This window comes from Methanobacterium sp. BRmetb2, from assembly GCA_003491285.1.
Taxonomy (GTDB): domain Archaea; phylum Methanobacteriota; class Methanobacteria; order Methanobacteriales; family Methanobacteriaceae; genus UBA117.
The window spans coordinates 2,010,051-2,035,922 of record CP022705.1 but is presented as its reverse complement, the minus strand read 5'-3'; the positions used below and the strand labels follow the sequence as shown (position 1 = coordinate 2,035,922).

Genomic DNA, 25,872 nt, shown 5'->3' with positions numbered 1-25,872 from the left:
ACTAAAAGGTTTTTTGTAATTTGAGGGATTCCTTCAAATGAGAAAATTTGGGGAATACAATAATATTAAATTTTTTGATTAAACAAAATTAGGTGTGTAATTCTTGAATTTAAGGGCAGGTAGACTAAAAAAAAAGATGAGTGATGAAGCAGCATCTTTTACTTCATCCCTGGAATTTGATAAAAGAATATTTGAAGCAGATGTGGATTGTAACATTGCACATACCACCATGCTCAAAGAGGAAGGAATCATTCCAGAAGAAACTGCTCTGAAAATACTTAAAGCCCTTAAAGAATTGAAAGGTGAAGGCATTGATGCCCTGGATCTTGACCCTTCGGTTGAAGATATTCATATGGCTGTTGAAAACTATGTCACCGGAAAGATTGGGGAAACTGCTGGATTTATGCACACTGCCAAATCCAGAAATGATCAGGTGGCAACTGACCTTCGATTAGTTTTAAAGTATGAAATTGAATCCATAAAAAAGGATATACTCAATTTTATGGAAAAAATCCTGGATATGGCTGAAAATCACACTGACACAGTCTGGGTAGGTTATACTCATCTCCAACATGCCCAGCCCACCACCTTTGCACATCATCTTCTGGCCTATGCAAATGCCTTGAAGAGGGACTGTGAACGGTTATCTGATGCTTATAAACGGGTGGATATGAATCCATTAGGTTCTGCTGCCCTAACTACAACTACTTTTCCCATCAACCGGGAACGAACCACAGAACTCCTAGGTTTTAATTCTATGATGGATAACTCTATTGATGGGGTTAGCTCCAGAGATTTTATTGCAGAAACTGTTTTTGCTTTGAGTATGCTCTCTTCTACTATAAGTAAGATTTGTGAAGAGCTAATAATATGGAGTACCTATGAATTTGGTTATGTGGAAATTTCAGATGAATTCTCATCAACTTCATCTATAATGCCTCAGAAAAAGAATCCTGATGTGGCTGAAATTGCCCGGGCAAAATCTGCAATTCTACAGGGCGAGTTAACAACTATTTTAACCATATTAAAGGCCTTACCCTACAGTTACAATCGTGACCTTCAAGAAATAACTCCACATCTATGGAATACAGTGGATATTTCTAAGGAAATGTTAAATATTGTCAGTGCGATGCTAACAACCGTTAATATAAATAAAAAACACTGCCTTGAGCAGGCTAATTCTAATTTTTCCACGGTAACTGATGTTGCCGATTTAATGGTAAGAGAAAAAAATTTACCATTTAGAGTTGCACATAAAATAGTGGGTCGGATGGTAACTGTTGCTATAAGTGAAGGTTTAACACCTACAGATATTGATTCAAAATTCTTAAACACCATCTCCAAAGATGTTACTGGAAATAATTTGGACTTAGATGATGAAAAACTAAAAAGAGCATTGAATCCTTATGAAAATATTAAAATGAGGAATGTTTGGGGTGGATGTTCCCCTGATGCTGTTAAAAAGGTTATTGTTAAGTTAAGGAAATATATCCAAGAACAATAATTTAAACCGTTTTAAAAAACCGGTTTTACAATATTAATAGTCATAAACCTGTTGTAATGATTTAAACCCTTATTTTTATTTAAAAAGAATAAAATTATTTAACATCCTCTTTCTTTGAGTAATTCTTTTTAATTTCTTCTGCTAGCTCTTCATCTTCAATTACAATTGCACCAGTGTATCCACAATTATTACACTCCCATACAGACCACATTTGAGGAATAACCCATTTAATTTGGGAAGAACCACAGTTAGGACAAAATTTTCTTTTAGATAATTTCATAAATTTTATATATGTTCTAGATCATAATAAAAGTCATGACAGATAAAATGGACCCTAGAATTATCGGAGTTATTGCATTAATAATCGGTATAATTATGCTTATATATCCACAGCTAGTGGGATATTTAGTTGGAATCTTCCTTATAATATACGGGTTATTTACCCTTTTTAAATAAGTTCCAAGCTAAATCTAGCGCTTCGCCCGGTTCCAAGGCACCAGCCCTGGTTTCGCGAAAAATCCTTTGAAGAGAAAATTTCTTCATGTGTGGATATTTTTTATGCACTTCAAAGAGTAATGGGCAGCCATAAAAGCCTGACCCTTTTATACCTAGTTTTAATGTTAAATTTTTTATTTCACTTTTTGTAACAGATAATAGGGCTGGTAAATTAATTTTAATTAACTTATTTTCACATAATATAGACTGGGAACCACTTGATAACATATCACCATAAATTACCATGGGGATATCCATTTTTTTGGCGTATTCAATTACTGTATCTTCAATAATTTTAGAACATCTACCACAGGGATGATATTTACCTTCTAAAGATTCTTCTATAACTTCATCCATTTTCACAGTTATGTAATGGTGTTCCACACCTAGATCATGACATAGATTGTCAATATTAAAATGAAAATGTTTAGGAAGAATTATGCTGCCTGGATCAACTGTCACTGCAACAGGATTAAAACCCATATATTTAGCCAGAATTAGTGAAAAACTACTATCAACACCACCTGACAATGCAACAACTGCTTGATTTTGTTTTGATTCTTTATAAAAATTAGTTTCCATGAAATTTTTAAAATTAAAATTATAGATATGTTCCATTCTGTATTTTAATAGAATTTTTAAATTGTTAAGGGGATTTTCCTTATTGTAAATATTTATAACTGATTTTAATTTTGTTAAAGATAATTCCATGTTGTATCTGCGCAATATTATATCTGAATTAGAAACCACGTGTATTGATTTTACTCCAAGTTCTTCTTTGAGTCTGCCTACCACCCATCCCCCTTTTCCTATAATATTAGACTTGTCACTACGATCTGCAGCTACAATCACCAGATCATTATTTTTATCATCAAAAAGAACTCGTATAATATTGGATTCAACTGGTTTATGTCCAATTTCACTCCTTATTTTAGCAATTTTTTTGACAATTGATTCTTCCCTAAATTTCAAATCTCTCATTCCTATTATTTACTAATTTAATTATGATTTATCATCAGTATTCTAAAAATAATTTATGAACTTATATATAATAACAATAAGAAAAAATAAACCATTATAACATAAATTTATACAAAACGGTGTTTAAGTGAAAATAAAATATTTTATTTTATTTATAGCATTAATAAGTGCAATATCTTTACTGGCGAATCCTGTAAATGCTGCAGCCCATGGTTCAATTACAGAATTAACTCCAGTTGGGGCCCCATATGAAACTCAAGGTCCTATACAATTTATATGTACTAATCATATGAGTGGTGGTGGAGAATATATACGACCAAGTCAATGCACTCTCACCATAACCCGTGGTAGTTATAGTAAAAGTATTACATATAACGTGCCTAGATTAGACAACCAGAACCGTGATTATACTTATACCTGGAATACAGATAACGAAGATTTTCCATCGGAAGGTACCTATACTATAAGAGCTTATTGGACTTATAGAACCAGTAGGGGTCGCATTGGTCATGTTACTAGAGTTACTACTTTTTACTCAGTACCTTCGCCCTGGTTCATAGTAGCTATCGCTGGGTTTTTAATGGCTATAGCAGCACTGGCTCGAAAAAAAAGATGGTGGCTGACATTTTACGCTGCTGGAGCAATAGCTGTAGTTTCATTCATTATCTCATTCCTTATTCTAACTGGATATGACAATTATCTTATGGGGATAGAAGCCTTAAACATTGCTTACATTGCATCCTTTTTGGGTATTCCCTCTAATTTTTTACCTCCCAATGCATTCATCTTCCCAGATCCAACAGGGTGGAGTATATTTGGGATTGGATTCGAATGCTCATCCATAATAGAAATTAGTGTTCTTGCAGGCTTATTATTACTCTATCCCGGTTACAGTTGGAGTAGAAAATTTAAATTTGCATTTATAGGGATTGCTATAACTTATGTGGCAAATTTAATTAGGATGTTAAGTATAGTATATATTGTTAATATATTTGGAAAAACTTCCCTGTACTTTGCCCATGCTATAGTGGGTAAATTAATATTTTTTGCGTTTGTGGTGGTTCTGTACTGGTATCTCTTAACCAGACCCACACTGGACATTGTACGAGACAAGATAAAATCAGGCAAATTTGAATAATAGGTGTTTTTAATGGAAGATCCCCTTTGGGTAAGTTTAATGGTCTGGACGACCTGGATATTAATAGCCGTATTAATTGACGGACTTTTAATACCAATAAAATTATACTTATCCCGTAAATCTATTCTAAAACTAGATAAAACACCAGTTAACGTGGATCTTCTGCCAAAAATGAGTGTGGTAATACCAGCCCATAACGAAGAAGCTAATATTCAAAAATGTTTAATTTCATTGATAGAAAGTGATTATCCTAAAAATAAATTGGAATTGATAGTTGTTGACGACGGCTCTACGGATGAGACTGTAAATATTGTTAAAAGATGTCAGGTTGATGCCATTATTCATGGAAAAGAAATTAAAATTATTGAAAAAGGTCATACAGGTAAAGTTCACACCTTAAATACAGGAATAAAACAAACCCAAGGCGAAATAATAGTAACCATTGACGCCGACATAAAAATTGCTAGCAGTGCACTGATAAATATTGCAAAACCTTTCATTGAAAACCCATTAGTAGGAGCAGCCACCGGATACATAGAAATACAGTGGGATGAAACAAAAAAAGACGATTTTATGAAAATGTTCTTTTCTAAATCAGAATTTTTAGAATATTTGAGCTCTTTCAACTTTGAAAGAAGCTATCAATCATTTGTATATTCAATTTATACAATGTCCGGAGCTTTTTCAGCATTTAGAAGAAATATTATCGGAAAAATCGGAGGATACTGGCCAGTGACTGTTTCTGAAGACATGCACGCAACCATGATGCTTCATAAAAAGAAGATCAAAATAGTTAATGTTCCGGATGCAGTTGCCTTTGCAGATGCTATAACTGATTATGACACCCTCTATTCTCAGAGAGTTAGATGGTCTCGGGGGCAGCTGGAAGTTGCAGCAATGCGTCAGGAAGAACCTCGCCTAGATCAGGAAACTTTAAAAGATATTTTGGGAATTATAAAAGATCAAAGAGACCCTAAACTCATAAATCTGGCAGGTTCCTATATCAAATCCAAAATTACTAATTACATAAAAACATTGAAAAAAAAGACCTTCAAATACTACGATTTACTGGGACTTCCCAGAATCTTATTTATTGATCACACCATTGCTTTTCCCAGGATAATATGGGTATTTATATTATTGATGTTCCCTATTTTAGGGCTTTATATATCAATATTACCATTAGTAGCTCTTTTAATGTACCTGTTCTATGTTTTCATTGATTCTGTTGTTATATTGTTTGCATACCATCATTCTAATCCCGCTACTCAGGAAAAAATTGAAGAATCATTCCATTATGTTTTATTACTACCAATATACAGATTAATAATATTCTGCTTTAGACTATCCGCATTTTTACATGTTTTAAATGAACCTGCAGATTGGAAAGTGGAAGGACCTGTAAATGGATTTAAAAATGGAGTTAAAGATGCCAAAACTGATATAGGTGTAAGTGTGACCAATGCCATATTTCATATTGGAAACCTATTTAACCATATAAATCTAATAAAAAGAAGGGGTAAATAATGTCAAGTTTCAGAGAATTTTTCTTCAAAAATGAAAACACCAAAATACCAGTTAGAACTGAAAATACTGAAAATGTAGACATTGGTGTTAAATATAAGAAAGGAAGCAAATCTCCCCTTATAGGAAAAAATTCACTTATACGATCTAATTCCATTATTTATGACGATGTAAAAATAGGAAATAACTTCAGAACCGGTCACAACGTTATAGTTCGTGAAAAAACAGTAATCGGTGATGATGTATTAATAGGTACTAATTCAGTGATAGAAGGTCACTGCAGAATAGGAAATAATGTAAGTATCCAATCCAATGTATACATACCTACCAATGTTTTAATAGAAGATAATGTATTTATCGGTCCTTGTGCATGTTTTACTAATGACAAATACCCTATTCGAGTTGATTATAAACTTAAAGGTCCCATTATACGTAGAGGAGCGTCCATTGGTGCAAATTCCACATTTTTATCAAGCGTGGAAGTAGGTGAAGGAGCCATGGTTGCTGCAGGTGCAATTGTAACTCGAAGCGTTCCACCATGGTATCTTGCTATAGGGGCACCAGCCCGAATAAAACCACTTCCTCCCTACCTTAAAGTACCTAACAGAATAGGTTAATTTTTAAAAAAATTTTCTTCTTTTTTAATCCCATTATTAAATATATTATCAATAGAAAAAGTCAATAATATGAAAATTTAACCATTACAGGTGATATTATGAATCTTATGGAAATGGATAATGATTTAATAAAAAAATCGTTACAAAACTCAAATTTAAAAATCATGGTGGTTGGTTTAGGTAAAGTAGGTTTACCTCTGGCACTTGTTTTTGCAAATAGTGGATTAAACGTTACTGGCGTGGACATTAACCTGAAAACAGTTGAACTATTGAACAAAGGAATTTTACCACACTATGAACCTAAAGTTCCTGAATTACTAAAAAAATGTATTGAAAATGGTAAATTCAAAGCCGTCACTGATTCAACAGGAGCTGCAAAAGACAGTGATATAATCATAATGGTTGTACCCACCCTTATAAGCACTGACAAAGAGCCAGATATTACAGCAGTCGAGAAAGCAACTGAATTTGTAGGAAAAGGCCTTAAAAAAGGAAGTATTGTAATAATTGAAAGTACAGTACCTCCAGGTACAACTGAAGGAGTAGTTAAAGATATTCTAGAGCGGGAAAGTGGTCTTAAAGCATGTGCAGATTTTGGCCTGGCTTTTTGTCCAGAGAGAGTACAATCACCCCAGGTAGTGGATGATATAAGAAAAAACTATCCTAAGATTGTGGGTGGTATTGATAAAAAGAGTACTGAAATTGCCTCAGCACTGTACAGTTTCATAAATGAAAAGGGTGTTATAACTGTTAAAAATCCTAAGACCGCAGAAATGGAAAAAGTTGTGGAAAACACTTACCGTGACATTAACATAGCCTTTGCCAATGAACTGGCATTACTATCTGGAAAATTAGGAATAGATGTTATGGAAATTATAGATGTTGCCAATACACAACCATTTTGTAACATTTTAAGGCCAGGTGCAGGTGTAGGAGGCCACTGTATACCTATGGATCCCTATTATCTAATTGATGAAGCCAAAAAAATAGGATTGGATGTTAATCTGCTTGAAAATGCCCGTAAAATAAATGACTTTATGCCACAGCATGTAGTAGATCTTGTAAAAGAGGGGTTAAAAGAAGCAGGGAAAGATCTTGAAGGATCAACTATAGGTATTTTAGGAGTTTCGTACAAGGAAAATACAGATGATTACAGATATTCACCATCTAAAGACATAATTAATTATTTAGATAAATATAATTTAAAAATTAAGACTTTTGATCCTTACATAAGCCATGTTACTGATCTAAATGTTGAACATTACAATGACATGTATGAATGCTTGAAAGAAGTAGATTGCATAATCATCGCAACTGGACATGAAGAATTCAAAAAGCTGGATTTGAATAAAGTGAGAAATGATGTAGTTAATAAATGTATTTTTGTAGATGGTAGGCGTATATTCAAACCAGAAGATGTGACTAATGAAGGTTTTATTTTCAAAGCAATAGGCCTATAAATTAGTATTGACTTCCATTAATATATCAACAATTTTTTTAGCTGCGCCAACTTTTATTGGTGCTCTAATATTTCTCATATTATCTAAAAGTGTCTTATTATTCATTAAAACCTCTACTTTTTCCATTATCTTATTGTAATTGGAACCAATTAACATGTTTTTTCCAATCTCAACCAGATACCCCCATTCAGTATTATCTCTTAAAATCAGACAAGGAACATTTAAAACAGCTGCTTCTTCCTGGATACCTCCAGAATCAGTCATGACTAATTTTGAATTAGATAGTAAACCAACAAAATCCTTGTAACCCAAAGGCGGAGTTAAAATGATATTTTCAGATAATTTAATGTTATAATTATCAATCACTTTCTTTGTTCTGTGATGAATTGGAAATACAATTTTCATTTTTTCTGAAATTTCGTTTATAGCCTTTAAAATATCCTTTAATTTTTCATGTTCGGTATTTTCCTGGCGATGAATGGTTAGTAAAACAAATTCATTTTTCTCTAAATTTAATTTCTTTAATATATCATAACTAGATATTTTCATAATTCGTATGCAAGCATCAATCGAAGTGTTTCCCACTATATAAATTTGATTTTCATTAATACCTTCATTAATTAGATTTTTAAAAGCTTGATTATCAGGTGCAAACAAAAGATCAGAACAATGATCAGTTATTATACGATTTATCTCCTCGGGCATGCTTTTATCAAATGACCTGCACCCCGCTTCAACGTGAACTACAGGAATGTTCATTTTTGATGCAGTAAGGGCACCAGCAAGTGTTGAGTTAGTATCACCTTGAACAACAATAATATCCGGTTTTTCTTTTATCAGAACTTTTTCTATTTTAACCATCATATTTGCTGTTTGTTTGGCATGAGTACTAGAACCTACATTTAGAATATATTCACAGTCCCTTAACTCCAATTCCTCAAAAAATATTTTATCCATCTGATAAGAGTAATGTTGTCCAGTATGGACTATTGTGTGTTCAAATTCTTTATCCAACAATGGGATTAGTGGAGATAATTTAATAATTTCGGGTCTAGTTCCAAGTATGGTTAATATTTTCATTATACAAAGATTAGCAAAGTATATTTATAATTCTTTCTCAATTAGTACCATGAAACTATCAATAATCATTCCCATGTATAATGAGGAGGAAAATGTTACAAAAACTCTGGCTGAAATTGCAGCAGTTCTACAAAATTATGATGATTATGAAATTTTGGTTATAGATGATGGTAGTAAAGACCAGACTTATGAACTGGCAGAGAAATTTTCATCTAATAATCAACATGTAAAAGTACTAAAACATCAAACTAACTTGGGAATGGGTTATGCGTTAAGGACTGGTTTTGAAAAAGCTAAATACGATATAATTGTAACAATAGATGCTGATCTTAGTTATTCTCCCAATCATATTCCCTTACTGGTAAAAGAGCTTGAAAAGGATGAAACAATAGACATAGTGGTTGGTTCTCCTTACATGGCTGGAGGAACAGTTGAAGAAGTGCCATTTTTTAGACTTTTTATAAGTAAAATGGCAAACAAATTCGTAGGATTTTCCATGGATGAAAATTTAAGTACTGTCACTGGAATCTTAAGAGCATATAGAAAAGATGTTCTTGATTCTCTTGATTTAGAATCAAGTGGTACAGCCATTAACCTTGAAATCCTATCCAAAGCCAGTGCTACAAGGTATAAATTTAAGGAAATACCTGCTGTTTTAAAGGGGAGAAAATTGGGGGAGTCAAAGCTAAGATTTAGAGCAACCACCATTTCCCATTTATTATTTTCATTCTATGAAAAACCAATGATATTATTTGGATTTATTGGGTTTTTCATGCTAATTATAGGGATTATAAGTGCAATTTACTTATTTAACCAATATTTAAACGGTTCTCTTGATCCTAACAGACCATTAATGTTGTTTATGGTCTTAATGATAATTTCAGGTATTCAAATATTAATTTTCGGATTTGTGGCAACCCAAATAAGTAATTTGAAAAGGGAACTTTATATTATTCAAAAAGAGAACAAATTATTAAAAAGATATTTAATAAAAAAATGAAAATTAGGATGTTTCTCCATAAATTTTAAGCAATTTTATAATTTTTTTGTTAATATCAAAATAATTACGAACTAATTCAACCGATTTAATTGAAAATTTTTTGGATAATTCTTCATCCTCAATAAGTTTTCCCAATTTCTCGGTTAATATTTCAATGTTTTGAGGAGGCACTAAAAAACAATTTTTTCCATCTTCCAATACTTCAGGAATGCCACCAACATCACTAACTACTACAGGAATTCCGCATCCCATAGCTTCTAAGACAACTAATGGAGGACCTCCTCCCTCAGAATAGGATGGTAAAACGAAAAAATCAGCAGCCTGATAATAATCTTGAATTTTTTTAGGCTTAACTTGCCCAGTGAAAATAACATCATCTTCCATTTTATTTTTTGAAACAATTTTTTGTATTTCCATCTTTTTTGGTCCTTTACCTACAAACATTAATTTTAAATTTTTATATTTAGATTTTAATATATTAAATGATTCAACAACCTCAAAAATACCTTTAAATTTGTCTAAATACCCAACAAATAAAATTAATTTATCTTCAGGATCAATTTTGAATTTTTTCCTGATTTGTTTATTCTTTTTTGGTTTAAATCTTTTTATATCAATTGCATTTCTTAAAATTATTATTTTATCCTTATCTACACCCAACTGTATTATTTTTTCATATAGGTCTTTACTTACTGTAATGATATTATTAGATAAATTCAAAGAAAAGACTATTAACTTTAACATGAGAAAATTCCCTAAGAAATTATTAATATCCATTCCATGTACTGTTATTATTAAAGGTTTATTAAATAGTTTAGATACAATTGATGCGATAAATCCTGTTGGAATAACTGAATGAGCATGAATAACATCAAAATCATATCTTTTCATCAAAATCATCAAAGAGAAAAATAAAGAAAATAAGTATGTAATTAATCTTAAATAGTCAATAAATCCAGTAAAATGTACAAGAGCTTTAAATTTTTTAGGTTTTAACCATTTGAACCTATGAACATGAATTCCTTCCATAAATTCTTCATAAGGAATTCCAGAATTGTGTTGAGTAATAACATGAATTTCATTTTCATTTTCTACTAGTTTAACAACTTCTTCAAAAACAAAGGAACCATAATAATCCCCTAGATATTTCGGGAACATAGATGGAACAATACAAACTTTCAATTTTTTTCAACTCCAATGGAATATATGAGAAACCAGATAAAAATCATTTCCTTAAAATAAAGAAAAATCCAAAAATTCCTGGTATTATGGCATTTACTATCTGTGAAACTAAAGAAACCAATACAGCCAATGTAGGGGATATGTTAATAATACTAAAAAGGTATGTTACCATAGCTTCCCCCGTTCCCAATCCATTAATTGTAAAAGGAAACAATAGAGCTATATTCATTAATGGTGATACTGCTAGGATGTAAATAAAACTAATTTCAATAGAAAAAGATAAACATATTAAATAAAATTGTAAATATAACAATAACCATGCCAACAACGATATAGACAAGGAATAGATTTTGATTTTATTTGAAACATTAAACGCAAACTTCAATTTCTTTTCATTTAGCTCCTGTTTAATAAAATAAGATGTTATCTTATTTAATATGCTCCAGGGAACTATTTTTGGATAGAATATTGTAATTCCCATTAACACAGATAAAATTATAGATAATGTAGAATATACATATAATCCTATTAAAAACGATGTTAAACTACCAATAATAAAGACTGAAAAAAGAGCCAAAAATTTATCTAATATGCTGGATGACAACATTTCTTCTTTATATCCATGCCATTTGTAACCATAGTAAGATTTTGCGACATCACCAAAACTAGCAGGTAAAAATATATTTAAAGCAATACCTACAAGATTAAGTACAAATGAATCTTTAATAGATACAATTTTGATGTAATGATTTAGAATTATCTTCCATCTGTAAGCTCGAAGCAAAATATTCAATGGCACAAACAGAAGGGCCAAAAGGAATAACTGATTTACATTTTTAATACTATCAAAAAATAGTTTAAAGTCAATAAAATTGAATAAAAAGATTAATATTAAAAGAGATATGGTAAGTTTGATTAATTTGTCTCTTTTGGCAAGAATAACTTTTAAATTCATAAATTAACTTTCCTTTGAAGATCAATTCTTAGTATATAGAGAAAATATATCTTTTACCATCTCTTTTTCAATAGTGTTATTATAATAAAAAGCATGGAAAAATAAGTTATATCCAACCCAAATGATTTTTCCTTTTCCTATTTTTTGAATACCTATCAACGTCTTCCCGTCAGCAACAACAAGATTTTTTATCTTATTTTCTCCAAGAGCTTCGTAATTAGCCCCATACCAAATTCCACCATCTTCAGTTATAAAGGGAGAGAATTTAATCGATTCGTTTGTAAGGTTCGAGCTAAAAACAATTTTTGGATTTTCATTCAAACTTTTTCTGGTTATTAATGTATTTAAAAATATAGAATCATCTAAACCATAATAAATGCCATCTAAATTACCAGAAAGATCTATTATTACCGTGCCACCATCTTTAACATAAGTTAATATTAAATTTTCCGCTTTATGCTGGTCATGCCAAGCAAAATTGTAAAGGAGTACTGCATCATATTTTTTTAGCTCATCTAATGAATAATCATCTAGATACAAATCTTCATTCATCTTTTTAATATCATATTCTTTGGCACCATAATCCATACTTAATCCATTTATAATAAATGCTTTGAAACCCAAAACATTTTCTACATAATTTTGCCAGTTTTTTCCAATATAAAGCATGACCGGTTTAGTTTCAAATTTATTTAAGTTTTTCTTATACACACCTACTGTTCCAAATTGTCCAATTTTATCATAAGAAGTTAAGTTTCTATTTCCATAAATAGTCAAATAGTAATCAACATTGTATTTCTCTAATTCATGATTATAAGCCCTAATATCATTAAATGAAGGCATGGGTTTAATATTAGCTTCTAAATACCAACTGAATGTGGGCCAAACATCTGAATAAATTAATTTTGATTTATAAGATGAATCATAATTTTTGAGGAATTCACTAGCTTTTTTGGAATCTTCAACAATATAATCTTTCTTGTTAGGCATAGCATTAATGAATGATATTGTAGATGAAAGTATAATAATCACTAAAAATATTGAGATTATCCAAGAAGTAAAATTGATTTCTTTACTTTTAAGTTTTAATTTATTGGATATTTCACTTAATCCTAAAATTATGAAATAGGAGAATGCTGGCACCATTGTTACAAAATAGCGATCAACTTTAACTGCAAATGTACTGTGAAATATGAAATATGTCATAAACCATGATAAGAACAGTAAATCGATTTCTACATCTTTTATTTTTACATCTTTTAAGAGAATAAATGCAGAAAATCCAAGGACAAAGAAGATAAGCTCACTAGTCATGTAAGATACTCTATTAAATGTACCAATAAATAATACTAAAAAAATAAGGAATATAACAGCTTGAATTTTAGTACTAGTTCTTTCAATATTAAAAATTTTGGAAATGTGTCCTTTAACCCGTCTTTTCATCAATTCCAATTTGAATATATCGTAAAAGTATAGTACGATGCCTATTATTATAATAAAAACGATTATGTACACTAACCACATACTAAAAGTCGAGTCTTTAGAAATATAAGAGGGCAAATTAACTAAGTAGTAGAAAGGATTTGGTTGATATGCTATTGATTCTAAACCAGAGGTTTCTGACCCTGCAAAAAATGAGAAAAATGGTGTAAAGGGATCGCCTAATTTTTCATTATTTAAAATCAAAAAAGGCATTAATACAATAAAGGATCCAATAACTCCTATAACCATATTCTTAAAGTTTTGAAGATATCGACCACTTATTAAAATATAAAAAAGTATGGGAAAAAGTATTAAACCTGCAGTATACCTTGTTAAAAAAGCCATCATGGCAACTGGAAAAGATAAATAAAAAAACCTTGAATCTTTTTTAACTGCCAATACCAATAAATATAAAGCCCATATAGAGAAAGAAACACTTGCCACATCAGTATAACCTAAACCAACCCATGACAATATAACAGGAAATGAAGCAAACAATAAAGCTCCTAAAAAACTTTGAATACTGTCAAAGCGCAACTTTAAAAATAGATATAATCCTACTACTCCAAAGACAAATAATATACCGTCCACAAAGAAGATAGTGGCCTCATTAGTATAACCTAATCTGAAAGGTATTGAAGTTAAAAATGATAGAAATGGTGGTCTGTCAAATTCTGCATATCCAAATCCTTTACCTGCAAAATCCATTGCATTAGCCAGAAACGCAAAAGTATCCCAACCAGGACCTATATTTACTTGAATTAAAACACGTTGGTATGCAATCCAACTTACTATAATCGTTAAAATTACCAATAGTGTTACTGGAACTATATATTTTTTTATTTTTGGCTTCCAATTGGCACCATTGCCATCGGTTTCTACTCCATGTGCTTTATTCAAATAACCACCATGAATAAATAAATAGTTACAATCTAAAACATTCAAAAACCTATTTAAAATATTTATATTACCTTAAACTAATTAAATTTTTTTAAATACAATTCATGAATTATAATTAAAATAAAAAAAGAAAAAGATTTAAAAAAAATTATTTTTTAACTTCCCCTATATTTAAATCTTTAATTTCCTTTTTATCCTTGAATAACTCAGCTATCCCGGCTATTGAACCTAAAACACCTGATGTTTCCAGAGGTAAGAATATTTTAGTGGCCTTACCATCAGCTACTTTTTGAAGAGTTTCCATGTATTTTAACGCCAGTAGGTCATTGGTAGGATCTCCTTCATGTATAGCCTTAAAAACACTTAGTATTGCCTGTGCTTCACCAGCAGCAATGGTTATTTCCTGGTACTTATTTGCATCAGCTACCTTCTTTATAGACTCGGCTCGACCCTCAGCATCCAAAATCACAGATTGTTTATCACCCTCAGCTTTTTTAATTTTGGACTGTTTGTAACCTTCAGCTTCAAGAATAGCTGCTCTTTTCATTCTTTCAGCTTTCATCTGTTGGGACATGGCATCTACTATATCTTTAGGAGGTTCAATCCTTTGAATTTCCACACGGACAACCCTGGTACCCCATTTATCAGTAGCCTCATCTAAAACTTCTCTTAATTGGGTGTTAATCATTTCTCTGGAAGTAAGTGTCTGGTCAAGTTCCAGATCCCCTATTATATTCCTTAAATTAGTCTGTGCCAGTTTAGTTATGGCTTGGTAAAAGTTAACCACATTGTATACTGCATTGAATGGATCAACAACTTCATAAAAGATGACACCGTCAACAACCACTCCTGTGTTATCCTTGGTTATCACATCTTGTGGAGGAACATCCACTACCTGTTCCCTTAAGTCCACCTTCCTAATGGTTTCAATGAAGGGTATTATAACTACTAAACCACTTTCAACGGTTCTTTGATATTTTCCTAGTCTTTCAACAACTCCCTTTTGATATGGTCTTAAAATATTTAATGCCTTAAATGCAAGTACAAAAAGCACCAGTAAAATAATTCCCAATGTTATTAAATCCATATTAAATCCTCCTATTATTCAATTTATTCTCATATTCTAAGATAATTATTCTTATTCCAAAAAAAATCTTACATAATTTTTAATGGTTAACCTCATCTTCCACTTGTTTAACCACTAATTTCACACTTTCAATACATTCAACTACAACCGGTTTATCTTTCTCTATTTTCTGATTTGAAATTGCTCTCCATGTATCTCCATCAATTTTAACTAGACCTCCGGTTTCAGGCAATACGTCTTCAATTACCAATCCTTTTTTCCCGATTAATCTATCTGATGCTGCTTTTTTTGTTGGTTCTTTAGTGATTCTGGAAGCTAATGGCCTTGAAACTGCAAGTAGAATTAATGATATTATTATAAATGCCAATATCTGGATGACCTCTGAAAATCCCATGTAACTTAGTACTGCTGCCACACATGCACCTATACCAAACCATAACAAAAAGAATCCTGCAGTTAACATTTCACCAATAAATGAAAATGCAGCTATAATAACCCATGCTTGAAATCCTAACATTTAATTTCCTCACCCTTTATTTTCAAAATTATAACTCCTGTTTAATAATGAATTTTACAATAAAATTATCAATTACTAATTATTTATATTCATAGTTAATTATCTAATGTTATATGCTATTATACTATTAAATATTTTTTTACGATAAATAATGGGAACTAGTCCCTCCTTAATCCTAATAATTATTTTTAGAACGATTTTTTTATAATAATAAGTAAATTATATAATTAAATAAAGTTTATTAATTAATGATGGTAAATAATGAAGTTAACTCAGCAAAGATCCAAGTAAAACATAAGGTGAGTTCTATCTTGGATAATGCTATTTTTATTAAATCAAAATCCTATAAAAAAATTTACGAATTATTTAATACATTAAAAACAAGTAGAGGAAAGATTATCCATATTATTGGGGCCCCTGGTACTGGTAAATCTACTAATATTTATTTTGCTCTCTATGATCTAGATTTAAAATATTATGAACCTAAATTTATATTAAAAGATGAAAATGCAAGCCCCCTAATTGTTTTCAACAAAGTTATTCATGAACTTAAAAAAGATTTAGGTGTGAAATCCTCTGATGAACTATTTCAAAAATTATCCCAGTATGATGCTATTTTATTTGCGGATAAATTTCATGACACCCATTTAAATAATGATAAAATGGTGGGTTTTAGTAGATGGAGTGATTCAAAAGGTTTTAGATCATTTTATTTTTACTGGCTATGTATTAAGGAGTACTTCTCTCAGCGGGAGAAATTTAAAAATATCAACATAGTATTTCAAACTGCCTGGAGAATTTATATACGTGGCGAAAAATATGATTTATTCTCGGATCTGGGAGTAATCTCTCTAATATTTAAAAAAATGTTGAATTTATTTTTTGATGTGGTAACCATAGCATATACAGATGAAGAAATAATTAAAATAGTTAAAGCGCATTACCCCACTCTAGATGAAAGAGAAATAACAAAATATATCAAGAAATATGGATTAAAACCACGATACATATTATCCCATATAGAAAAAGATTATAATCTAAAAAATGGTTAAATACTTTAAAAACTTAAAAAAATTCACATTATTTATTCATAGGTATTGAAATGATTAAAACTCTTATAAAATCCACAAGACTTAGTTGGGCTGCTAAAAATATTAATATGTATCTACTCGCCCTAACTTATGCTTATTTTTCAGATATGATTATCAAAAATCCATTTGAGATATTGGAAGGGTTATTACTGGTTTGTGTTTTATGGGGAGCATTATATGCTTTAAATGATTTAACTGACCTGGAAGTTGATCGAAAAGATAAGATAAAAAGATCAAGAGCATTTATCCAGAATAAAATCGACAAAAAATGGATAATTACATTTATTGTAGTTATATTATCATCAGTTTTTATAATTTCACTGACAACTTTAACCCCTCTTTTCAGTATAATATTAGGATTAATGGTTTTAAACCAGTTTGTATATACTGTACCCCCCATCAGACTTAAAGATACATTTTTAGCTCCTTTAACCAGTACTGCTACTAATACTATTCTTAGAATCGCATCCTGTTGTGTTTTACTTGGAGATATATTTCTGGTCCCTTTAAGTGTGTATTTATTGATGTATTTGGCCGGTATGGGAACTTATCTTATGTATAAATCTAAAAAAGTAATTACCACCATAATTTCCATAATATTCGCAATTTTATTAATATACATATTTTCAGTAGGTGAAATGAATATATTCCAGTTTGTAATAGCAGTTTTACCTTCATTTCTATCAACTATTCCACTTTATCTATCAAATTTCTATGCGAAAGATAAAATGATTAAGCTTGCAGATATTTTATATCACAAGGTAGCGATGGTATTTTTTTTAATTTGTATAATTTTTATTCTATTTACAGGTTGATATCTAATTTGAGTAGGCCTATACCTGAATTTCACAGGAAATAACAAGAATAAAACACATCTCAAAAAATAGTTATACTAAAATAAATTTAAAAAAATGAGTATAATTTTTCAGATAAAAGTATTTGAGATTATTGTAACTTACTGGAGATGAAAATATAATAAAAAAAAGAAGGTTATGTTTTAGGATTTATTCAGAATCTAAAACAGCTTGCCTAATTTTAGAAGGGCCTTTGGAGATACTTTAATTAATAGTTTGATCAATTCACTCGTATTTATTGAATCAAGTTCCGCATCCTGGAATGCATCTGCAATAGAGTCTAACTCTTCATCAGATAAACTTAGAAGATATTCCTTGGCTTTGAGATACTTGATGAATGAATCTCCTATCTCTGTTTTAGCCTTATCTTTATATTCTGTTAGTCTCTTTTTAGAATAATCTTTGTCTTTGATAGCATCTGCTGCTACTTGTCCTGCAATCATACCACCGGTCATTCCGCTGATGATTCCGCCGCCAGTTAATGGATTAACCATGCTGGCTGCATCTCCAACCACCATAACGTTATCGGCGATAATATCTTTAAGCATACCTCCCACGGGGTCGCCTCCAACATTTAATTCCACTGGTTGAGCATTACGCGTTGCTGGATTGTTTTTTACAAATTCCAGAAGATGTTCGTAGGCAGTTTTATCGGTTTGGGTGGTTAAAATTCCAAGACCTACATTGGCCATATCATCTCCCTTAGGGAATATCCATGCATATCCTCCTGGGGCTACACTGCCAAAGTAAAAGTCAATACAATCCGGATATGCCATTTCCAGGTTGGCCATCTCAAATTGGGCGCATGATTCCATATTTTTAGGTTTAACTGTTGTTTTAAGATCAGCCCATCTACCCACTCTTGATTCAGGACCATCAGCACCAATCACTATTTTAGCCTTAATCTGAAACTTTTCATCCATAGATTCCACGTCTACCACAATCTGGCCGTTTTCTCTTACCATGCCGGTGGCAATAGTTTTGATCAATATTTTTGCCCCAGCACGGGCAGCATCCATGGCCATATGTTTATCGAAAACTTTCCTTTCCAATATGTATCCAGACTCAGGCAGCTTTACTTTGTCATCGTCAAGAAGCACATCAGTACCATTTGGTGAAACTAGTCTTACTCCGCTGAGTTCCTTGGCTACCCATCGGCTGCTTGGCTCAATTCCTAATTTAGCCAAACCGTCCTTTGATACTCCTTCGGCACACCTTTTTGGTGCTCCTATCTCTGATTTTTTATCTATTACTATAACCTTTGCTCCATTGATAGCAGCGTGTTTTGCGGCGGTAGAACCAGCCGGCCCAGCCCCTATTACCAGAACATCTGTATCTATTATCATATAATCACCTTAATTATTCTTCCTTTTCTAATGCCCGGACTGGACATACTTGTATACATATTTGACAATCTTTACAATTTTTCTCGTCAAATCTTAAGTTGGATTCACGAACTTCAATTAAACACCGTGGACAAACACCTGCACATTCCCCACAGTACATACACCATTCCATTACTTTCATGTTATCTAACCTTTCTATTTTCTAATTATTTCCCATTATTATCGATTTAACTCTTTTAATCTTTTATACTATTTAAAAGTTCTATTTTATTTCTTAAATCAACTAATTTATTTAGATTATTTTAATTGAAATTATAGGTTTTCAGTAGAATATTATTTTAACTGATAAAAAATATTTAAGTGAGTAATAAATTTAGAAGACATTAATATTAATTATTACATCATATTATATAATAATTCACACAAGTGTAATACTATTTTTTTTTATATATTAATTTAGTTAGTACATGTTCACAAAAAGTGGAAACCTGAAAAGTTATGTAAATTATATAATAAGAATATTTTCTGTTTTATTCCACTATGCCATTTAACTAATCTTCTTTTTTATCTTCTTTAGCTGATTCAAATACATATCCACATTCACTGCATGTTATATCCTTCGTTGTTGCATGGGCCTTGTGAACTGGTTCTATATCTCTCTTTACTGTTTTATCTTTACATCCGCATTTTGGGCATTCTTTTATCAAATCTTCAAGTTTCATTATTTATCATCTCAGTATCATTATAATACATGTTTTTTAAAATTTAAGAACTCCTCAACATTATGGACATTATAGTTGGTTTGGTCTTCTTTTCTGTGTCCGATTCAAGACTTAACCCCATGGTGGCAGATTTTAACATTTCTTTAGTAGCTCTTTTAGTTATTTCTTTAAATATGGTTTTATATGCAGTGCAGTGAGGATCAACACAGTTTATCTTATCTTCACTGACGGCTAAAGCATTGTAAGGACATCCGCCTCTACAGAATTTAATATAGGTGCATCTTTTACATTCTTTATCCACAAAATCTTTGAACTCATCTAAAAGTTTCATAGGAGCAGATTGATTCAATTCATTCATACTGGGATGGTCCCGGACATTTCCCATTATATATTCATCCATTCCCACAAAACGGTAGCATGGGTAAATACTCCCATCAGGGCCAATAGCAAAGGTATCTCCCATACAATCCACAAAGGTGCATACTGTGCCCCTGCGGATGAATGCACTTTTACATAAAGTGTCAATATTCATGACAGAAATTTCATCCATATGTTCCAAATACTTATCCAACAAATAAATTAATAATTCTCCATACTCTTCTGGAGGTAGTGACCATTTTTCAGGCTCTTCATCACGTATAGATGGCAATGAAGGGTGTAACTTCAAATTAAATTTATTTTCAAGGAAAAAATTGAATATGTCCTCCTTATAGTTTATAGAATGGGAAGTAAATGTACATATAAAACTGACTCGAAGATCGTGTTCTTTTGCAATTTCATATCCTTTCATAGTCTTTTCATAGTATCCCTTTCCACGTTGAAAATCATTTAACTCAGGGGGACCGTCTATGCTGGATCCAATAGGAATATCATATTCTTTGAAAAGAGATGCCATCTCCGGAGTAAGTAACCATAGATTGGTTTGGAGCGCTAAAGCCGGTTTAAGATGACTTAAATCTTTAGATAATAATGGAAGAGACTCTTTATAAAAGTCGTATCCAGCCAGGAGCGGTTCTCCACCATGAAATGTGAAAGTTACAGGTTCATCGCGAAAATCTTTAAGCCACTCTACTACTTCCTTTATTACCTCAATGCTCATCACAGGAGATCCTTCTTCAGAACTCCAACAATAACCACAATTAGAAGGACAACCTAAAGTAGGTACTAACATTACATGAAATGCCATTTAAACACCTTGTAATCATATATCTAAAACTTTAATCAGTTTATTACCCATTTTTTATAGGATTATGTTCCAGTTTATATTTAAAATTTTATAGAATTATATTACACTATATATCGTGAAAATAGGTTATATAATTTCTATTAATTTATATAGTTGGTTACTTCAGTATTCTATATTTATTTAAAATTCTACAAACAGTATTAATTTATATTTTTAATCCATGAGTATTTGCAATTTGGTAATATGTCAACATACGAGCAATATTTTGAGTAATTATTAGTGTTGAACCTTTTGAATCCTCAAAATTCCTAATCCATGCCTCTTTTTGAATATTATCCTGATCAGTTTTACATGATATTCTACTTCCATGCCAATTACTCCTTTGGAAGATTTTTCTCCTTTTTTGCAGGTTCAATTCATCATTTAGGTCATTGATCAGTGGAAGTTCTGGTATAGATAAAGGAATTTTAAACTCGGTTTTTATTATTCCTTTATATAATAAAATGTTATGAACCTTTTCGATTTTTTTGACCAGTGGATCCCATTTAAGTTCCAAAGGAGAGTTAGAAATTAGATCCTCTAAATATTGCTTTTTTTCCTCCTGATTCATGGCATTTAAATCCATCCCTAAATCTTCCAGTAGATTTTCGAGAAAACCATTAAGATCTTTTTTTATCAGAGTTTCTCCTATTATACTATCAATGATAGTTAAAATGAGCCCATTTTCATTTAAGGAATTATCAGGTAGATATTCCCAAGGTTCTTCAAATGATACAAAATGAAATGGAATGTTATTATTTCTGGAAATATCTAATTTAAGTTTGATCTTATCTTTTCTTTCTTTTTTTAATACATTTTTATAGTCTTTAAACCCATTGTTTAGGTCTGAATTCCAAAGACAAAAATCTAAAAAAAACAAAGGATTTCCATTTTTATCACATACTACATAATTTATTGATGACTCTAAGAGGATATCTGCAGCTGTGGAATTAAATTTTAGAAGATCTAGATTTAAAACACTTTTTAAGGGAATTTCAGGATATATTATAAAATTACTTCCCCAAACAGACTCATAATGGTTAAAATCTTTCCGTTCTTCTCCAAACGATTTTTTTGTGATCATCTAAATCGAGTTTTGCTATGAACTATTATATAAAAAAATGATTAATTTGTTTTAAGATAAAAAAATTGACGTTACAAATGGGTGTATTAAAATTTAAGCCGTTTTTTCAATTCCTTTTAGCTATTTTCTCTAATTCTTTACTGCCTTTATTTTTTGTTTGTTTTTCAAGTTCTTTAGTTGCTTTCTTCTTTAAATCGTTTAATAATGCCATTTAATCACCTCATTAAAAAAAATAAAAGGTGGAATTAAGGTGCAAATATTCCAACAAATGCTATCCATGCTAGTAGTGTTTTAGCTACTAAACTGAGAATAATGTAAACTCTTTCACCGTATAAATAGTCTTTCCATTTCCCTATTCCCTTGTATTGTAAGACCATGTTGATTGAGAATGTGTTGAAGAGTACAAAGTAAATTAAAAGTATGGCATATACAAAGGACGGTGGTTCAGTTTCTGCAGATCCCAGTGCCGCAACAAAGTACGCTGCTAAAACTACCCACGGGGTTAATCCTGAAATACAACCTAATAAGTATGGTGTCCAGTCGGTCTTTTTTGGATACTGATTAATTTTCTCCATTAAATAACCAAACATAATCATCATGGCATTTAATATAAAGATCATTACCAGTGACCATAGGTCCCACACACCTACAAATGTGGCGAGAATCACTATCATAATAGAACTGGAAAATGCATATTCGTACCATCGGTAGGGATTCATACCCTTTTTAAGGTTTTCATTGTATGTTTTATTTCGAACAAAGGCAATATAAAAGTGGGCAATGGCAGAAATCAGTAGAAATGACGCGAGTATAGCTCCCAGATTTTCCACAGTAAACACTACCTGAGGATCAGGCAATATTTTAAATGTGTCTGGTGGAATAACTTCAAAGTTTAAATAAAAGGTATACAGTTCCTGGCTCCATTCTAACCATACCCCTAAAATCAGCATCAAAATTCCTTGAATAAAGTGCAGGCTTCCCGCAGCAATATTCAATTTTCTAAGCCCCTTAAAAGTAATAGGAGACTTTGCAATTATTTCTCTTCTTAGCTCGTTATCCAAATGTAATACCCCCCCAAAAAATATTTATAATGATATTTTATTTTTTGATTAATTTATATTTAATGAATTTAAATCAATTCAATAAACAATAAATCATTCTCCCCGAGAGTTTTGAACAAATAAAGTTAGGATATAAGCTGAAATTCGAGAATATTTAAAATAAAAATAAAAAGGAAAGATTATTATTTCAACGTATTAACAGTCCTTTTAAACTTAATTTTGTCTTTAAAAGATTTAAAACCAAATAAAACTTTAAATATGTTCTTGAATGGTTTCCAATGAAGATGGATATGTATAAATGTCCCTATAACCATCAAAATTGCAAATTCAACATGCCAAAAAGTTATAGAAGGATTCAACGCAGTTTTTATTCCCATATTTATCATGAATGTAAGAATAACTCCTGTTACTCCTGTACCTAAGTAACCTGCAGTTACAAATAGATTCCATAGTTTTTTGTGTTTTTGACGACTTAATATTCCTTTACTAAACAAATAATGGGTAAAAAGATATCCTGATATTAACAGTATACTAACTGGCAGTAAATAATATCCACCACCCTCATCAGCCAAGTTTCCGTCAATATTTCCAGTATCACCTAAGGAACTTGCATTTTGTGGATCATCTGTATCAACAATATCAACATTATGGCCATTACCATTTGTGGAATCATCTACAGAACCAGTAGATACTGTATCATCTTCTGATGAAGAAGTTGAGGTATCGGTTGTTGTAGTAGTTGTTTGGGACAGATCACAAAATCCATCCCCATTAGCATCAAGGTAACGAGGGCACTGACCAGGGTAGGGATCATTTATGAGACCATAGGGACAGCCAGCCGCACAACTTCCAGACATTGAAAATGCAGCCACAAGAGGTATGGTTGCTAAGGCTTTTATTAAACGTTCCCTTATGATTTCAGCCTCCTTTTATTTATAGTGAACATCTTCTTAGACGTCTTCCAATATGTGTGAAAATGGAATACTGTTACTAGTGCAAGTGTTAAACCTAATTCAACATGCCAGTACAATAACGGCAAGCTTATAGGTGATATAATTCCTAATTCTAATAAGACCAGTAATATAAAACCTGCTCCTCCAGAAACAATAAATGCAAAGCAAATTATTAAATTCCAAATGTTTACATGGACTGATCTTCTTATAAAACCTCCCCTGTACAAAAAATAGGTTCCTAAATAACCTATTATGAAAGGTAGGGAGGGTAATAACATATCATAAACCATAAAATTCCTCTTTTTTTATTTACAAATTTTTAATTTCGAAAATAATCTTTTATTATTTAATTAAAATTAGTTTGGGAGTATAAAAATAGTTTTTCCAGAATTATACCCAAATCTTTACCAAATTAGATTCTCTAAAGTATTTATTCTTTAAACTAAGATAAAAAATGAGGGAATCTAATAATTTCAATAACAATTTAAAAAGTAATACTTTAACTATATTTTAAGAAGAATAAGATGTAAATGGAGGAAATATTGTAAAATTCAAAATAAAAATAAAAAAATAATTTTATTTACTATCCAAATCTCGCTTTGATCATACGGATTGCATTTTCCATATCATCTTTGCTCATTACACATAACACATCATCCAATTCATCCCAGGTCATGCCTTTGAAATTCTTTACAAATTCTTTAATTTCGCTTTCATTCATTTAAGTTCCCCCTTATATTATATCCCATGTATTATATTATCTACATATACAATATTAAAATTTATTCGTTGTTCAATTAAACCTTTCATTTAAAAACTGTTAAAAAAGGGAATTTGATAATTTAATAAATAATTTTTTAATTATATGCATCACCTTTTTCTTAAATTGTGAATGATTGATTATTAATTTAAATTTTATGTTTAAGCTATCTGAATAATTCATAAATCCCTGATATACAGAAATGGAATTAAAAACTCCTTATTTTAAAAAAGGTATATGAAAAATACTACTTTTTCATAATATATTAACAATAAATACCACAATCTTTATATATTTAAAGTTTTAAATTTTCATTGAAAAGTGAAAATTATAAAGGTTGGGTCAAGATAATTGAAAAAACTAAAAATTATTATCATATTTTTTATATTGATCTTTTTTACGGCAGATACAGTATTATCTTATGAATATGATTCTAATAAGACAAATTTAGTAAATAGTGGATTAAAAACAGGAACAGAAGTAATATATGACGATCTTTTAATTAATAACTCCTTTTATGAAATTGCCGATCTTGAGTATAATGAAAAAACATACAATTGTAAAAATAAATCAGAGGATTTTGCAAGTGTACTTTACCAGGAAAGAGTAGGGAATATACAGCTGGTGACAATACAACATGAAACGGGACAATATTCTCACATGGTGGTATTATGGGATGGTAAAATCTATGATCCTACCATGACACCTCCAACATTTGGAATGCCCGAAAAAAAATACTTAGATATGATAAAAAAATATGGATTCCGTGGTATAATGTATAAAATGCCTTATAAAGGCAAAAAAACTTAAAAAACAGATCCAACTTGGAAAATAGGTCTTGTTTTTAAAAAAAA

At 30.9% G+C, this 25,872-nt stretch carries 26 protein-coding genes; 10 read left to right on the top strand and 16 right to left on the bottom strand.

What is annotated here, in order from left to right:
- The first annotated feature begins 103 nt into the window (after window positions 1-103).
- Entirely contained in the window at window positions 104-1,504 is a 1,401-nt protein-coding gene (gene argH / locus CIT01_10235) for an argininosuccinate lyase (protein AXV38557.1), read from the top strand.
- Window positions 1,505-1,598: 94 nt separating this feature from the next.
- On the opposite strand, the gene CIT01_10230 is transcribed toward argH, so the two are convergent.
- Window positions 1,599-1,784 (bottom strand): hypothetical protein, encoded by a 186-nt coding sequence (locus CIT01_10230; protein AXV38556.1) that lies wholly within the window; start codon window positions 1,782-1,784, stop codon window positions 1,599-1,601.
- A gap of 62 nt (window positions 1,785-1,846) precedes the next feature.
- Between CIT01_10230 and CIT01_10225 the strand changes: the two genes are divergently transcribed.
- Window positions 1,847-1,960 (top strand): hypothetical protein, encoded by a 114-nt coding sequence (locus CIT01_10225; protein AXV38791.1) that lies wholly within the window; start codon window positions 1,847-1,849, stop codon window positions 1,958-1,960.
- On the opposite strand, the gene CIT01_10220 is transcribed toward CIT01_10225, so the two are convergent.
- Window positions 1,940-2,971, bottom strand: coding sequence for a hypothetical protein (locus CIT01_10220; GenBank protein ID AXV38555.1), 1,032 nt, complete (start codon window positions 2,969-2,971; stop codon window positions 1,940-1,942). The genes CIT01_10225 and CIT01_10220 overlap by 21 nt on opposite strands.
- A gap of 136 nt (window positions 2,972-3,107) precedes the next feature.
- Here CIT01_10220 and CIT01_10215 point away from each other — a divergent pair, with 136 nt between their 5' ends.
- The 4 genes from CIT01_10215 to CIT01_10200 all read left to right on the top strand — a co-directional run bounded on the left by CIT01_10215 (window position 3,108) and on the right by CIT01_10200 (window position 7,719).
- Complete coding sequence (locus CIT01_10215; GenBank protein AXV38554.1) at window positions 3,108-4,118, top strand: hypothetical protein; 1,011 nt, start codon at window positions 3,108-3,110, stop codon at window positions 4,116-4,118.
- Window positions 4,119-4,130: 12 nt separating this feature from the next.
- Window positions 4,131-5,645, top strand: coding sequence for a hypothetical protein (locus tag CIT01_10210; GenBank protein ID AXV38553.1), 1,515 nt, complete (start codon window positions 4,131-4,133; stop codon window positions 5,643-5,645).
- Window positions 5,645-6,259, top strand: a complete 615-nt coding sequence (locus tag CIT01_10205; protein AXV38552.1) for an acyltransferase — start codon at window positions 5,645-5,647, stop codon at window positions 6,257-6,259. The genes CIT01_10210 and CIT01_10205 overlap by 1 nt, the downstream gene beginning before the upstream one ends.
- A 98-nt stretch (window positions 6,260-6,357) precedes the next feature.
- The gene (locus CIT01_10200) at window positions 6,358-7,719 is read left to right on the top strand and encodes a hypothetical protein (GenBank protein ID AXV38551.1); all 1,362 of its coding nucleotides are present in this window, start codon (window positions 6,358-6,360) and stop codon (window positions 7,717-7,719) included.
- Here CIT01_10200 and CIT01_10195 read toward each other — a convergent pair.
- Window positions 7,714-8,799, bottom strand: a complete 1,086-nt coding sequence (locus CIT01_10195; protein ID AXV38550.1) for a UDP-N-acetylglucosamine 2-epimerase (non-hydrolyzing) — start codon at window positions 8,797-8,799, stop codon at window positions 7,714-7,716. The two genes, CIT01_10200 and CIT01_10195, sit on opposite strands and share 6 nt — an antisense overlap.
- A gap of 49 nt (window positions 8,800-8,848) precedes the next feature.
- On the opposite strand from CIT01_10195, the gene CIT01_10190 reads away from it, so the two are divergent.
- A complete protein-coding gene (locus tag CIT01_10190) occupies window positions 8,849-9,799 on the top strand; it encodes a glycosyl transferase family 2 (protein ID AXV38790.1) in 951 nt (316 codons plus the stop codon).
- A 3-nt stretch (window positions 9,800-9,802) separates the two neighbouring features.
- On the opposite strand, the gene CIT01_10185 is transcribed toward CIT01_10190, so the two are convergent.
- From CIT01_10185 to CIT01_10165, 5 genes are all read right to left on the bottom strand, one after another.
- The gene (locus CIT01_10185) at window positions 9,803-10,957 is read right to left on the bottom strand and encodes a hypothetical protein (protein ID AXV38549.1); all 1,155 of its coding nucleotides are present in this window, start codon (window positions 10,955-10,957) and stop codon (window positions 9,803-9,805) included.
- A gap of 67 nt (window positions 10,958-11,024) precedes the next feature.
- Window positions 11,025-11,936 carry a hypothetical protein gene (locus tag CIT01_10180; GenBank protein ID AXV38548.1) on the bottom strand — a complete coding sequence of 304 codons (912 nt, stop codon included), beginning with the start codon at window positions 11,934-11,936 and terminating at the stop codon, window positions 11,025-11,027.
- 21 nt (window positions 11,937-11,957) lie between these two features.
- The gene (locus tag CIT01_10175) at window positions 11,958-14,261 is read right to left on the bottom strand and encodes a hypothetical protein (protein AXV38789.1); all 2,304 of its coding nucleotides are present in this window, start codon (window positions 14,259-14,261) and stop codon (window positions 11,958-11,960) included.
- Between the two features lie 205 nt (window positions 14,262-14,466).
- Window positions 14,467-15,405: a hypothetical protein gene (locus CIT01_10170; protein ID AXV38547.1), complete on the bottom strand. Its 939-nt coding sequence runs from the start codon at window positions 15,403-15,405 to the stop codon at window positions 14,467-14,469.
- Between the two features lie 79 nt (window positions 15,406-15,484).
- A complete protein-coding gene (locus CIT01_10165) occupies window positions 15,485-15,922 on the bottom strand; it encodes a hypothetical protein (GenBank protein AXV38546.1) in 438 nt (145 codons plus the stop codon).
- A gap of 311 nt (window positions 15,923-16,233) precedes the next feature.
- Here CIT01_10165 and CIT01_10160 point away from each other — a divergent pair, with 311 nt between their 5' ends.
- Both CIT01_10160 and CIT01_10155 read left to right on the top strand, forming a co-directional pair.
- On the top strand, window positions 16,234-16,974 hold the full coding sequence (locus tag CIT01_10160; protein AXV38545.1) for a hypothetical protein: 741 nt from the start codon (window positions 16,234-16,236) through the stop codon (window positions 16,972-16,974).
- Window positions 16,975-17,024: 50 nt separating this feature from the next.
- On the top strand, window positions 17,025-17,828 hold the full coding sequence (locus tag CIT01_10155) for a prenyltransferase (protein AXV38544.1): 804 nt from the start codon (window positions 17,025-17,027) through the stop codon (window positions 17,826-17,828).
- A gap of 200 nt (window positions 17,829-18,028) precedes the next feature.
- Here the strand turns inward: CIT01_10155 and CIT01_10150 are convergent, their stop codons facing one another.
- From CIT01_10150 to CIT01_10115, 8 genes are all read right to left on the bottom strand, one after another.
- Window positions 18,029-19,210: a digeranylgeranylglycerophospholipid reductase gene (locus tag CIT01_10150; protein AXV38788.1), complete on the bottom strand. Its 1,182-nt coding sequence runs from the start codon at window positions 19,208-19,210 to the stop codon at window positions 18,029-18,031.
- Between the two features lie 16 nt (window positions 19,211-19,226).
- Window positions 19,227-19,394, bottom strand: a complete 168-nt coding sequence (locus tag CIT01_10145) for a ferredoxin (protein ID AXV38543.1) — start codon at window positions 19,392-19,394, stop codon at window positions 19,227-19,229.
- 370 nt (window positions 19,395-19,764) lie between these two features.
- Entirely contained in the window at window positions 19,765-19,935 is a 171-nt protein-coding gene (locus tag CIT01_10140) for a TIGR04165 family Cys-rich peptide (GenBank protein ID AXV38542.1), read from the bottom strand.
- A 43-nt stretch (window positions 19,936-19,978) separates the two neighbouring features.
- A complete protein-coding gene (locus CIT01_10135; GenBank protein ID AXV38541.1) occupies window positions 19,979-21,121 on the bottom strand; it encodes a TIGR04083 family peptide-modifying radical SAM enzyme in 1,143 nt (380 codons plus the stop codon).
- A gap of 205 nt (window positions 21,122-21,326) precedes the next feature.
- Complete coding sequence (locus tag CIT01_10130) at window positions 21,327-22,244, bottom strand: hypothetical protein (protein ID AXV38540.1); 918 nt, start codon at window positions 22,242-22,244, stop codon at window positions 21,327-21,329.
- A 245-nt stretch (window positions 22,245-22,489) separates the two neighbouring features.
- Window positions 22,490-23,305, bottom strand: coding sequence for a hypothetical protein (locus CIT01_10125; protein ID AXV38539.1), 816 nt, complete (start codon window positions 23,303-23,305; stop codon window positions 22,490-22,492).
- A 182-nt stretch (window positions 23,306-23,487) separates the two neighbouring features.
- Window positions 23,488-24,222 (bottom strand): hypothetical protein, encoded by a 735-nt coding sequence (locus CIT01_10120; GenBank protein AXV38538.1) that lies wholly within the window; start codon window positions 24,220-24,222, stop codon window positions 23,488-23,490.
- A complete protein-coding gene (locus tag CIT01_10115) occupies window positions 24,216-24,548 on the bottom strand; it encodes a hypothetical protein (protein ID AXV38537.1) in 333 nt (110 codons plus the stop codon). The genes CIT01_10120 and CIT01_10115 overlap by 7 nt, the downstream gene beginning before the upstream one ends.
- 821 nt (window positions 24,549-25,369) lie before the next feature.
- On the opposite strand from CIT01_10115, the gene CIT01_10110 reads away from it, so the two are divergent.
- Window positions 25,370-25,828 carry a hypothetical protein gene (locus CIT01_10110; protein ID AXV38536.1) on the top strand — a complete coding sequence of 153 codons (459 nt, stop codon included), beginning with the start codon at window positions 25,370-25,372 and terminating at the stop codon, window positions 25,826-25,828.
- The last annotated feature ends 44 nt before the right edge of the window (window positions 25,829-25,872 follow it).